The sequence below is a fragment of the Burkholderia sp. BCC1972 genome (genome assembly GCF_905339605.1).
Taxonomy (GTDB): domain Bacteria; phylum Pseudomonadota; class Gammaproteobacteria; order Burkholderiales; family Burkholderiaceae; genus Burkholderia.
In genome coordinates this window covers 71,341-84,661 of the sequence record NZ_CAJPGH010000029.1, presented here as the reverse complement: position 1 = coordinate 84,661, position 13,321 = coordinate 71,341, and the positions used below count along the sequence as shown (strand labels likewise).

The 13,321-nt window shown below is 62.5% G+C and carries 9 protein-coding genes; all 9 read right to left on the bottom strand.

What is annotated here, in order from left to right:
• Positions 1-51: 51 nt before the first annotated feature.
• The 9 genes from U5798_RS30970 to U5798_RS30930 all read right to left on the bottom strand — a co-directional run bounded on the left by U5798_RS30970 (position 52) and on the right by U5798_RS30930 (position 12,979).
• A complete protein-coding gene (locus tag U5798_RS30970) occupies positions 52-639 on the bottom strand; it encodes a hypothetical protein (protein ID WP_322084203.1) in 588 nt (195 codons plus the stop codon).
• A 188-nt stretch (positions 640-827) separates the two neighbouring features.
• Positions 828-1,157, bottom strand: a complete 330-nt coding sequence (locus U5798_RS30965) for a YacL family protein (protein ID WP_322084202.1) — start codon at positions 1,155-1,157, stop codon at positions 828-830.
• Positions 1,158-1,168: 11 nt separating this feature from the next.
• Positions 1,169-5,509: an EndoU domain-containing protein gene (locus tag U5798_RS30960; RefSeq protein ID WP_322084201.1), complete on the bottom strand. Its 4,341-nt coding sequence runs from the start codon at positions 5,507-5,509 to the stop codon at positions 1,169-1,171.
• Positions 5,506-5,964, bottom strand: coding sequence for a DUF1795 domain-containing protein (locus U5798_RS30955; RefSeq protein ID WP_322084200.1), 459 nt, complete (start codon positions 5,962-5,964; stop codon positions 5,506-5,508). The genes U5798_RS30960 and U5798_RS30955 overlap by 4 nt, the downstream gene beginning before the upstream one ends.
• 17 nt (positions 5,965-5,981) lie before the next feature.
• Positions 5,982-8,120 carry a type VI secretion system Vgr family protein gene (locus tag U5798_RS30950; protein ID WP_322084199.1) on the bottom strand — a complete coding sequence of 713 codons (2,139 nt, stop codon included), beginning with the start codon at positions 8,118-8,120 and terminating at the stop codon, positions 5,982-5,984.
• Positions 8,121-8,252: 132 nt separating this feature from the next.
• Complete coding sequence (gene tssF, locus U5798_RS30945) at positions 8,253-10,133, bottom strand: type VI secretion system baseplate subunit TssF (protein WP_322084198.1); 1,881 nt, start codon at positions 10,131-10,133, stop codon at positions 8,253-8,255.
• A gap of 282 nt (positions 10,134-10,415) precedes the next feature.
• Positions 10,416-10,928 (bottom strand): OmpA family protein, encoded by a 513-nt coding sequence (locus U5798_RS30940; protein ID WP_322084197.1) that lies wholly within the window; start codon positions 10,926-10,928, stop codon positions 10,416-10,418.
• Between the two features lie 87 nt (positions 10,929-11,015).
• Complete coding sequence (locus U5798_RS30935) at positions 11,016-12,284, bottom strand: diguanylate cyclase domain-containing protein (RefSeq protein ID WP_124455190.1); 1,269 nt, start codon at positions 12,282-12,284, stop codon at positions 11,016-11,018.
• Complete coding sequence (locus U5798_RS30930) at positions 12,281-12,979, bottom strand: YfiR family protein (protein ID WP_124455191.1); 699 nt, start codon at positions 12,977-12,979, stop codon at positions 12,281-12,283. The genes U5798_RS30935 and U5798_RS30930 overlap by 4 nt, the downstream gene beginning before the upstream one ends.
• Positions 12,980-13,321 lie beyond the last annotated feature (342 nt).

Below are 13,321 nucleotides of genomic sequence, written 5' to 3'. Positions count from 1 at the left end.
TAGAAAATCAACACGTCAGTCGTTCTTATGATTGCTCCTTGAATTCATGATTCAGGGAGAACCAAGATTGAATAACCACTCGTGATATTTCATCTTGTCACGATCTGTCAAGGTACCTACAACGAGTTCACGAGCAAAATCCTTCTGCACTTTCATTTCATGATCGACTGGATTCGCAACATGTCCTCCAATCAACTCAAAACTCTCCAAGTAGTCGATTCGGTTTATCAGAATCTCGGCACATGCAACCAACTGCTCCACGTTGTGCTCAGCACACCATTTCGCCAAAAAAGACAGCCCAGCTAGCAAATCAGTGGCGCCTTGGGCGGCAGCATCGTCATCCATTTCGACTGCATCAGGGTCCCAGTCCACTTGCACTAGATCACCAAGCGGATTGGAGCTTTCGTTTCCGTTCCACACTTGATCCAAGTAGTCATCCACGCGTCGCCGGATCTGCACATTTGTAGCCTCCGCATGCTTTGCGAGGAACTCAAAAACCGACTCATCATGTGCAAGACCGACACAGCACCAAACGCCAAAGCGAGCAAGGCGATCCTGGCGCCCCACAGCAACGAGAGATGCCCTGAGATATTCTTTATGCACCTCAACATTCGGCGTTTCGGACGGAACTCTACTCATTATCAAATATCTCTTTGCAGCACGAAAAATATCTATAACGCATCCTCTGACTGTGGCGGCAGCAACACCTCGCGCGCAGCCGATTAAGTTACGTTCCAGGCCGCAACTCAATCAAAGTCTGGATATATTCCACGCAAATCATCACAAAGACCATTATCCAACTGACTTCGAGTTAAAGCATAGCCGTATCATTTTCTGGCCGCACCCGCCCCAAGCAAATACTCCCTCCATTCTTCCAAGTAAGCTCGAAAGGTTTTTATACCACTTATCCTCAACGACTCTTCGGTATATTCGTTGAATATCTCTACACCATCCTTTTCAATGATCACTGTATGAGCATTCCCCGTACCCTCCCATTTCTCAACCCTTCCATTCTCAACAGACAAACAAGCATTTATGTATTCATCGGCGGCATAAACGCTTCCCTGAATATCGCTAGACAAAAAATCACCCACAATTTTCTGCCCCTCAGCCATCTCTGCATGTACAAATCCACGCTCATCAACATAAATTTTCATTCGCATCTCTATCAATATATCGGATATGCTGTATTAATATCTCCACCACCATTCAACCACCCTTCAATCTTCACACCACTTCTTGAAACACCTTCCCATTTTCCGTTGGGGGAGACCACTCCGTTATCAAACGCACTTCTAATCTCTGACATGACTTGTTGACGATTCCACGATTTCGGGAAGAACGACGACTCTGGCCCCTTCGCTACCCATGTACCCGTGCTCGGATCGAATATCTCAACCTTACCTCTATAAACCCCTTGGGCATTTTCTGGCGAGGTGACCCCAACCACTCGAGCTTTTCCAACATGACCGATGCTGCCTTCGTGGTGGAAGCCAACAGCACGTCCACGGCTGTTTATTTCCCCGTGGAAAACATGTTCAGAATTTATTTTCGGACTGGTCCTGCACAATCCCCACGGATCGATCCATGTGTTCGGATTGGGTGCGTACTGATATAGGTTCGCTCCACCGGCGAGGCCGATAGGATCCTGTGTAATAAATCTCCCCGTATCAGGGTCATAGTACCGAAACAGGTTGTAATGAAGCCCCGTCTCACGATCCAGATACTCCCCTTGGAAACGCAAGTTCTGTGGTCTTGGCACTTGCGCAAGAGCCGGCCCCGCCGTCTGTACCGCGCCCCATTCGGGCATCGACCTCTGCGGCGCCCGCGCGATCCACTCCTCCTGCACCGCATTGCCCCAAACCTTGTAGCGCGCCTGCCAAACCAGCTCGCCACCGGCGTCAGTCAGTTCCCCCGGCAACCCAGAAACATCGTTGTGGAAGTAGTAAACCGCATCGCGTACATCCGCATCATTAGCGGCCACCTTCCCTTGATCGATGCGGGCAAGCGGCACATAACTATTCGACTCGTACAAATACGTCAGCGCTTCCTCGCCCTGACGATCGTGATACGTCTCCTGCACCAACCGCATGCCGTCCCACAGGAAATCCGTACTCGCGTAACTGCCATTGAGCTTCCGGATCCGTCGGCCGAACGCGTCGTACTCGAAATGCGTCGTCGCGATCCCGAGCCGGTCCTTCGTCACGACAGTCTTGAGCTGGTTCCAGTCGTCGTATTCAAGCGTGAGCTCTTTAGCCGGCCCATGTCCACTCAGCTTGCGAACCAGCCGCCCATACGCGTCGTACTCGAAGCGCTTGTCCTCGAACATCTTGAGCCGGTTGTGCTCGACGTAGCCACCTGCGTGATCGCTCGACACCAGGTTGGCCGCCGCATCCCAGCGAAACACTTCCGACGGCAGTCCCGGCCCCGCCGCCTGTTCGATGCGCCCCGTCGGGTCATACCGATAGCTCGTCGTGCCGTAACGCTGATCGCGCTTCTGGATCACATCGCCTGCCGCATCGTATTGCCACTGCTTCGCAAGCAACTCGCCGCCCGCCGTACCTCGCTGCGCAGTTTGCCGCGCACGGCGCCCCACCGCGTCATACCCGAAGTGGCTCTTCAGCTTGCCCTGCGTCCGTAGCACCTCGCGATGCAGATCGTCGCGTTCGATGTCCGCAACCGCAGCATCGTCGAAACGAATCTGGTGCACGTGCCCTGAGCCGTAACGCAGCCAATCGATCGTGCGCTCACCGGAAATCGTCGTGCTGACACGATTGCCAAGCTCGTCGTAGGTGTGTGCGAGCCAGCCGGTCGGCGTGTATTCCTCGACGACTTCTCCACGCGCGTCGTATTTCAGGCTGACGCGATTCTTCAGAGACGGTCCACGCGCAGCGAGCGCGTACAACTCGGCCGACGTGATCCGGCCTGCCTTGTCATACAGGTACTCACAACGCTCATGTGGAGCCTGCTTCGCCGTCAGTCGCCCGATCGCATCGCGCTCGTATCGCGTCTCGATCTGCCCATCGCGTACGATCGTGCCTTGACCGCACACGTCGTACGCGTACGTCCGCTTGTGGCCATCGAGACCGATCTGTACGGAAACGAGATCGCGCCGGTCATACTGAAAGCGATAAGTCTCACGGTTCTCGTTGGTCAAGCTCGCGAGCCTGAACGCATCGTCATAGCCGAACCGCACGACACGATCAGCCGCATCCGTGCGCGCCAGCAGCAATCCACGCGCATTGAGTTCGTAACGCGTACTGCGCTGATTCGCATCGACGACCTCAACGAGACGCCCCGCCGCGTCATACCGAAACGTCTGACGCGCACCATCGGCCGTCCCGATCCCCGTGACCCGCCCCATCGCATCCGTTTCGTACACGGTAGTCTGCCCGGTCGCATCGGTCACCCGCGCGAGCGTACCGCGCGCGTCATACGCAAACCGCGTGACCTTGCCGGAGCAATCGGTATACGAGGTCAACTGCGCCCGGCCATTCCATTCGAGGAACTTGTAGCCGCCACGCGCATCGCGAATCGTATGCACGAGCCCGCGCTCGTCGCGGTAATACTCGGTCGCGAACCCCGCCGGATCGCGCGTCATCGTCAGGTTGCCGCGATCGTCGTAGCGATAGATCCAGCGAGCATTGGCGGGATCGGTTTCGGCAACAGGCAGATCGTAGTGCCCGTTCCATTCGGTGCGCTCGACCTGACCGAGCGCATCGATGCGCTGCGTCTGCCGCCCGCGCTCGTCATATTCGAAGCGCGTCGCGTTCCCGGCCGGATCGGTCGTACTGACCAGCTGCCGCATCGCGTTCCATTCGAGCTGCCACACGTTGCCTTCGGCATCCGTGTGACTCGTCGGCTGCTGATCCTCGTTCCACGTCCATTGCGTCACGCGCCCGATCTGGTCGGTGATCGTCACCGAACGCTGCGCGAGGTTCGCATCGAACGTGTACGCTTCGCCGTCGTCGGTCCAGTGGCGCACGACTCGCGCGTCGCGGCCAACACCGTGCCACGCATAGAAACACTTCAAGCCGCCGCGCAACGTGTGCTGAACCATCAGCCCACGCTCGTAAGCGAACCGTCGCCCGATGTGGCCACTGCGATCGGTCACGGCCACGAGCTCGCCGGCGTCGTTGTACGCATAACGCACCAGCGTGTCCGGTTGTTCACCGTCCACACCACGCGTCAGTTCGATCGTGGCAATGCGCCGAGGATGATGTTTCTCATAACCCAGCGTCAGCACGCGCCCCGCGCTGTCACGCAACCGCACCGGCCGCACAACCTGATCTGCCGCTTCCTGCTCGACCTCGATCCAGTTGCCGTTGCGATCCTCAAGCCGCCACAGCTTGAGCGTCTCGCTGTCCGCATCGCTACGCGCGCGGCCGAAATCGCGATACAACCCATCGACCGTTTCGACCACATAGTGCCCGCCGGCGGTACAAATCAGGTAAATGCCTTCAGGCACGCTGAAATGACTCTCGCCCGGTGGCACAGGTGGAAACTCGATATCGCGCCCCTGCTCGTCCCAGTACGTGATCGACGTGACTTCACCATGCTCGCGCGCAATCCGCAGCTCGACGCTGATCGGCACGCTCCATCCCGTCCCGAACAGGCTGTCGGCCCGATCGTCGTGGCTGCTGTAAAAACGCCGCCATACGATCGGCAGCGGTCCGGGCAATGCGAAGTCGGTGTCGTCCGTGCCGTCGAGAACCTTGCCGCCAGTAATGACGTTGACCGGGTGACCTGCTGACGGCCTGGCGAGGCTACCGAGCCACGTCCCGAATGCACCGGCCGCAAAATTCATCGCGATACACGGCGCCTTGCTCTTCAGGAACTGCCCCCAGCTCATCTTGCCGCGGCCGCAGACCGCCAGCGCAATCCCGAGCGCCGCACCCAGCCATCCGAGCCGCGTAGCCGACTTCACGTCCCGCACCCGCTGCGTGCCGCCGCCGATGAAGACGTTGTCGGAACCTTCGGCAATCGTCCCGTCACACGTCGTCTTGTCGCCAACGCGCGCAGCCGGTTGATCGTTGATATAAACGCTCCCCGACCCGTCGGCAATCATCTGCGGCCCGGGATGGTCCGTACACGCGACGGTATCGAGATCGCCCGGCTTGGCCGCCCGCGCCGCCGGCTTGTCGTTGACGTAGACGTTCCCCGAACCGCTCGCGATCTTGCCCTTGATCTCGGGCGGCGCGATCGCATCGGCCAGCGCCTTTGCGCCGTCGTCGATCGCTTCGTTCATGCCGCTCGCTTCCATCAGCGCACCCGAGCCGACCGCCACGCCGACACCGATCGCGATCACGAGCGGCGTCGCCAACCCTGCCGTGCCGATTTCAAGCGCGGCCAGGCCGGCGAACACCAGCCCCTCCATCGCCTCGGCCACGAGTGCGCCGACGACGGCGCCGCCGACCACCGACCCGACCGTGCCGACAAGCTCGCCCCAGAACGACGTGTGCTGGATCGGGTCTTCGAAGCGAGCGGCCGCGAAGTGTTCCGCACTCACGACGCGTCACCCGGCCCGAGCAGGGTCGGTCGCGCCGCACGCGGCTGGAAACTGGCGAGCATCCGGTCGGCGATCGCCTGCTGCTCGTCGGTCAGCGGCGCCGCGCTGGTCAACGTCATCACGAGCACACGGCCGGCGTCGTCCGACGGGAACATGGTCTGCATTTGATGCCACAGGCGGCCGTCGCGTTCGTGCGTGGAATCGATCTGAATACCCGCCCGCCCGCCGACCGTAACGGGTCGGCGCGCCGTCTCGGTAAGCATCCGGGCGTCGCGCGATGCCACTTCCCATTCGCGCGTAACGAACGCGTCGAGATTCTCGCCGTCGTGAAACCGCCCGCGGGCGATCACGAGGTTAAGGCCGCCGGGGCCGACGTTCATCATCAGGATGTTGACGGTGCGGTCGAGCGCCGCGTCGGGCAGCTCGAAGGTGCCTTCGTGGATTGCGTAGTGCATGGCTGGTGTTCTGCGAGTTATTTGTTGAGATCGATGCGCTTGCCGTTGACCATCACGCCGTCATCGGTCATCAGGATCACGGAGCCGTTGTGCTCCAGGCGAATGCCTTCCGGCGCGAGCGAGATCGAGCTGTCCTGCACCTTCAGCAGGATGCCGCGCTCGGCCATGTAGACCTGCGTGCCGCCGCCACCGTCCTTCGCCGGTGTCGTCACCTCGACGGTGGTGGCCGTAGTGCTGCGTTTCTCGGCGATCGTCTCGGTCAGGTTGCCCTGCGGAATCTGCTTTTCTTCGCTGCCCGTCGCCACGAGCACGGTACGCATCGGCCCCAGCACCTTGTGCGTCTCGTTGTTCTCGACAACGGTGTTCATGTCCTTCTGCGCATGCATGAAGAATTCCTGCATGCCGTTCGTGTCGGTCATGCGGATCTCGTTCGACCCCTGCCCCTTGTGCGTCTGGCTCTTGATCCCCATCGTCTGGCCGGCCGCACCGTGATACGGGTTACCCTGCTCGCCGTTGAACACGCGGCCGACGATCACCGGGTTATCCGGATCGCCCTGATTGAACGCCACCAGCACTTCCTGCTTGATCCGCGGAATCGCAGCCGCGCCCCAGCCGTCGCCTGCCCACGGCTGCGACACGCGCACCCACATCGAATCGGAGCCGTCCTTCTTGCCGCGCCGATCCCACGGGAAATGCACCTTCACCGCACTGCCGTTCGTATAGATTTCCTCGCCCTTCGGACCGACGACGATCGCGGACTGCGTGCCGTGAATCACCGGCTTCGGCGTCGCACGCGTTGCGCGATACGGAATCTTCTTCGGCAGCAGCGCGAAGCTGTTGCGGTACGGGAGCTTCGCGCTGTGCTGCGTATAGTCGTTCACCGCCTCGTGACGCACGTGCAGGATCACGTATTCCTGGTTGTTTTCGAGAACCGGATGATTCGCAACGGTCACGGCGCCGGCCGTGGTCATGCGCCACGCGTAGCCGCCACCGGTATAGCGATGGGCTTGCGCCTCCTCGGCCTCCATCGCGAAACGCGCGTAGCGGTGGCCGTCGTCGCCGTGGTCGTACAGCGACTGATGCTCGAACCGCTCGGTCGCATCGAGCCGTGCGTGCTTGAGGTTCTGCGGCCCGGCCTCCACCAGCATCAGCGGCGACGACGGATTCTGGTGATTGAAGTCGCGAAACGTGACCTTGCCGACGCCGAAGCGCCGGCCTTCGTGCAACTGGTCGATGCCGCTGTCCTCGCTGGCCTGGGTCGCGGCGAACGGCACGGTGGCGAGCCCGTCGATCGGGCGGAACAGCAGGTTCGTGTCGCCGATCACGAGAAAGTGCTTGTCCTTCTCATAGCGGTGCGTCCAGACGAGCCCCTCCTGCTCCATCAGCCGCGCGCAGAAATTGTAGTAGCTCTCCTGGTACATCACGACGTACTCGAGCGGCTTCTGGCTCGTCCGGATGTCGAACACGAAATCGGAAAAACCGTGTTCCTGGAAGATCTCGGTGAGGATGTCCTGCACGGTCTTGTTCTGGAAGATCCGGCAGTCGGTCGAGCGAGTCAGGAACCAGAACCACGGCACGGCCGTCAGGTGGTATTGCGTGACGTTCCCGGGGTTGCCGGCCCGGTCGAACGACGCGACGTAGCCATCGAAGTAGCGGTCGCCCTCGACGGTATCCGCTGCCACGACGCGCTCGAGCGTCGACAGGCGCGCCTGCTGATCGAAGCGGATCTTGACCTGCTGGCCGATCAGGTCGTCAGGGCGCAAATCGTGGCGATGCGACAGCAGGTCGAGGTGGATTTCCGGCAACCGGTTCACGTGCTCGTCGACGACGGCGGCACTGACCAGGAGCACATCCGGGCCGAGCGGCGTATCGAGTGTGACGTACCGGTTGAGCTGGGTCAGGCGCGCGGGGTTGGCGGCGCCGTTGATCGCTTCGGCGATGGCGCCGGGCGTCTTCTCCATCAGCGAAAAACCGGTCTGCGCGAGTTGCATCGCGCGCTGGACGGTGTCGACGTGCCCGGCCAGCCCCGCGAGCGGCCCGAGGCTGCCGGCTACGCTCGACGCAACCGGACCGGCGAGGCCGCCGAGCGCGCTCAACGAGCCGAGCGCACTGCCGCCCAAGCCACTGGGAATACCCCCGTTCGGAGCGAAACTCATTCTTGTTCCTTTCTTTTGATCTCAGGTTCCATGGACCGGCTCGCCGGCCCGAAGCCTCGATAATGTAGGGTAAAACCTGACCGGTTGAAAGATGCCGCAAACGTTTTCGTTCGAGCCCTGAAAATCGGAAAACTAGACCAGCGGCTGGACGCCGGGATGCGGCGCCCCGCGTCGAAGCAGCGCGCCGGTAGCAGCCGAAAACAGCACGACCTGCACGAAACTGGTGACAGGTACGTATGGCGCGAAAAACCGGTCCATTACGTGCGCAAATCCGTTCAGGCTGAACGCGGCGAAACGCTGTTCATCCACGACCAGCCGCACCTCCAGTCCCTGCACGAAAGCCGATGCCGGCTTGCCGGGCAGCCAGCGCCGCACGCGTGCGGTAGACAACGACACGAGCGCATCGAAGCGCCGGCCGGCGTCGACGGCGTCCTCCGCCCAGTATGCGCAAAGCCGCCTGAGCTGGATCAGGCCGCCCTTGTCCAGCCGGATCGCCTGCGGCACGAGGAGCGACAGCAGATCCCACAGCTCCCCGTAGCGGAAAGCGGGCGGCCGGCTCGACGTCGGCCGGTTCAGCAGCACGACCGTTCCCGCCGGATCGCCCGCGGGCAATGCCAGTTCGCGCTCCCGCATTCCAGACAGATCGCCCTGGGTGCAGGACAGCCGGATCTCCAGCTTGCGACGGCCGGGATCGGCAGGCCGTCCGTCCCGGTCAACCAGTTCCAGTTCGACGCCGCGGAGCGACTCCGCGGCGTCGGACGGATCCGGCGGCGCGGTCGTCTCCGTCTCCTTGGACCGGGGATCGACAGGTTCCCTGGGTGCCCGCCTTGCCTCGTCGCGCAACACCGTCCAGAACAACCCGGTATGCGTATCCGTGCCATGCCGTAGCGACCGAAACGGTGCCAGCGTCGACGTTCCCGCGTCGGACACCTGACGAACGGTGTCGATCGACCAGATAGCCGTGCGCGGCGCTCCCGCCTGCGCGAGCGCCCTCACCGCATAGTGGGCGCAACCGGCGCGCGTCTCGATCGGCTGGGCGTCGTCCGGAAACAGGTTGACGACCGGCGTACAAAACAGCCGGACGTGGTCGGCCGTGGCGGCGGCCAGGCGCTGGGCGCGGTGCGAATCCAGATGCACGCCCGCGATCGCGAGGTGGAGCGCGACGCGACGGCCGCCGCCGGCGATTCGCTTGATCGCCCGCATGTCCAGGTCGACAAAGTCGAAACGCTCCGGCACCGCGCAATACGCCCTCAGCAGGTGGAACGGCCAGAGGGCATCGTCCGGCCGCACGTCGAGCAGCGCATCGGCAGGCTCGAAGCCGACAGCCGTGAATGTCGCGTCCGGCAAGCGCTTCCAGCGCGTTGAGTCGCCTGCTTCGGCGAAGCTCCGGTTACCAAGAAGCAACACGGCATCGGCGAGCGCCGCGACGATTTCCCGCGCACCGGTGAAATGCAGGCGCACGGTGTCCGGCACGATGGCGAACGTCGCATTCGGCGTAGCGAGCTCGAACGTGAAGGTCAGCAAACCGGTCGTTTCCGGAGGCAACGTGACATCGCGCGGCGCGATCGACGATGTCGTGTAACGCACCGACGACACCGTCAATGGAACGATCGTGATGTCGTCCGCGATGCGGAATACTTCCTTGCCGACGGGCGCGATCAGCCGATCGCCGCGTGGCACGACGCGCGGTGCAGTCAGTTCGCTGCTGCGGTCGCCACGAAATTGCGCCACCGCGCACGACGGAAACGGACGCAGAAAAGCGCCGTGCAGCGTATCGAGAAAACCGTGCGTAAACGCAGGCACGTCATCGTCGAGACGGATGTCGTGACACGCCGCCATCAACGCGAACGACTGCAACAGGCGTTCGACGTGCGGATCGTCCGAATGCTCGCCGGTGATCGCCAGCCGAGCGGCTATTTTGGGAAAGCGTTGAGCAAACGCCTGCATCGAACGGCGCAGCAGCGTCATCTCGCGTTCGAAGTGCGGCAACAGATCCTTGGGTTCGATGGCCATACGCGTTCCGTCCGTCGCTGCATGTGCGGATGACGATGCAGCGTTAAAAAAGGCGGAACGATTCTATTGGGATGACCGATCGTTTCATTTTCACTGAATCGAATATCGTGATTTTGGGATATCGAATTCAGTGGATGACCGTCCGAAATGCCGCGAACATCAAGGCTCGCCGCTTGCAAACGATCGCTCGGACACTTTTACCTCAATGATGGCAAACCGTTACAACAGACGGCACAGTGTGCTTGTCGGCACGGCTACCCGCGCGCGCCGCGCCGCGTCGCCTCACCGCGGCGAAACCACGATCGCCGCCCTTCGATTCTGCGCGCGCCCCGCCGGCGTCTTGTTATCCCCTACCGGATCCACCTTCCCTTTCCCGACGATCGCGATCTGCTTCGCGTCGAGCCCGACGTCAACCAGTTCGATCGCCACGACTTCCGCCCGTCGCCTCGACAACTCGAGATCGTATTTCTCCGTCCCGTCATCATCCGAGTAGCCATAGACCCGCACGCCATTGATCCCTGCCGACCGCAACGTGCGCCCGATCCGTTCGACGATCCGCCGCACATCCGGCTTCAGGTTGTACCGGTCGAAATTGAACAGGATCGGCCCGGTCGACCCGAACTCGAACCCCTGTCCAGTCTCCTGGAACCCGGCCGACTTCAGCGCCGTGACCTGCGTCTGCGTCAGCCCGCGATGAAGCGGCGGCGGCGTCTTGCAGCCCCCCAGCAGCATGCACAGCAGCAACGCGGTTCCAACGCACAGCCGCTCCATGCTCACAGGAAACGAGTGGTTCATTTCGCATCCCCTTCGAGTGCGCAATTGTTTGGCGCACTTCTTGTAAATCGCTGCCGCGGCCTCGCCCGCAGCGCGAGACGTTAACCCTCAAGCCGACCGGACAACGCCCTCCGCCAACTGCCACGAACCCGGCCGCGCGCGCTTGGCGCGGTACATCGCGGCATCCGCGGCCCGCAGCAAGCCGCTCGCGTCCGATGCGTGATCGGGATACAGCGCAACGCCGGCACTCATCATGGTGGCCACCACGCGGCCGTCGGACAACTCGATCGACGGCGCCATGCCGGACAAGATCTCGTCGGCGATCCGGCACACGCTGTCCGCTTCGGGCACCGTCGCCAGCATCACCGCAAATTCGTCGCCGCCCAGGCGCGCGACGAGATCGGTCTCACGCACCTGCTTGCGCAGCCGTGACGCAATGCCGATCAGCACCGCGTCGCCTGCGTCGTGGCCGAGGCAATCGTTGATCTCCTTGAAACGATCGCAATCGAGATACAGGATCGCGACCCGCTGCCCGGTCAACGTGGCATCGCAAAGCGCGAGCGCGAGGCGCGACTCGAACTGCACGCGGTTGGGCAGCCCCGTGAGCGCATCGTGCGTCGCCTTGTGTTCGAGCGACGCGTTCTCGTCGCGCAACGTGTTCTGCCAGTCTTCGAGTTCGTCGAGCAGCGCGTTGAAGTCGTCGCCGAGCTGATTCAATTCGGCAATCGCCGCCGGCTCGACACGCCGCGCGAACGCCCGCTCGCGCCGCACCGCGTGCGCCACGCCAGCCAGCGCGCGCAGCGGCGACACGATGCTGCGCAAGAGCCGCTTCGAGCTGACATACGCGCCGAGCACGCTGACGACCAGGCAGCCAAGAATGCCGCCGACACCACCCAGCAGGAAGCCGAAGAACTGATGTCCGCGCCCCCGCACGACGACGTGTCCGACGACGATGCCGTCGTGCATCACCGGGACGGTCACCGGCCCGGGCAGCGCGACGTCGGCGACCGCGCGTTCGAGCCGCGCGATCTCGCTTCCGGCAGGCAACTGCCAAGTTGCAAACAGTTGCCCCTTGCTGTCCGTGACGACCACCTGCGCGACGTCCTCGTCGCTCGCGATCAACCCGATCGCCTCGTTCGCCGCGACACGGTCGCCGAACACGAGCGCCGCCTCGACCGTATAGCCGAGCGAGCGCGCGAGCAGGTTCAGGTTGTTGCCCGCATACGCACGCAACGCGATCACCGCGACGACGATCAACGACACGGCCGCCATCGTCACCGCGACGAACGCGAGGCGCAAATGCGCGCGCCGCAACACGCTTTGCAGCGTCGGGCGCGACATGCGCGAAGCGGAAACGGGGAGCGCGGACCGTGTCATGGCGTCACCGGCCGTCGCGCGAGGTTGAGCACGTTCGGGTGCACACGCACGCCGCTGCGCGCGACGGCGTCGAGATTGATGTCGAACGACACGCGATCGCCGTCGACATTCAGGCAGAACATGCCGCCCGCGGTGCAGGACGGATCGTGTTCCGCAATCGTCAGCACCGGATGGCCGGCCACCGCGGTCCTCACCCGCGTGCGTTCGTCGTTGTTCAGCGTGCCGAAGTAGACGATGTCGCACGCCATGCCGAGCGCAGGATCGTCGGGACTCACGCGCTGCACGTCGACCAGCGTCGAGCCGGCTTCCAGCGTGTCCGTCAGGCCGCGCGCGTAGTCGGGCCGGCCCGTGACGCACAGATGCAGGTGAACGGGCGTGGCCGGCCAGCGCGTGAAGCTGATGATGCCGAGCACGACCTGGCGCACGGTCGCGTCGTGTGAAGAAACAGGAGGATTCGCGGGGCTTGCGGCGGCGGCGATCTGCACGATGTCGACCGGATCGTCCGGATTGGCGGGCGCACCGGCAAGCACGGCGGAAGCCGCACCCAGAGCGCAAACGATTGCGAACAACGCGTGACGCAGCGAAGCGGTTCGACCGAGACGGCCGCACACCGTGCGTGCGGCGATGGCCGCCGCGGCCGCTGGCGTCGCTGCAGTCGCGAGACTGACAGCCGGCGCGCACACTTTCGCATCCATGATGGCAACTTCCGCTGGCGTCGCTCCGCCGTTGCCGCCTGCCTCCCTCCATGCGCGTGCAGGCACTGAATTACGCGCACGATTTCTTCATCTTAGGTAAAAATTCGGATGACAAAGCAGTGGGAAACACCCGATAAAACATCGGGATGTATGCGGCTCGATTCAGCGGTACGACGATGCGGGCGAATGCGTTGGCCGACGTCGATCCGGTGTCGACGCCGGTAAATTGATCAGCGGATTGGATGTCCGTACGCGACAAACTTCATACGTTCGCGGCGCGCTACGCGATCGCCGGCAGATCGAACGGCGTACGCCCTGCGTCTCGCGATCGTGTTCAGCGAT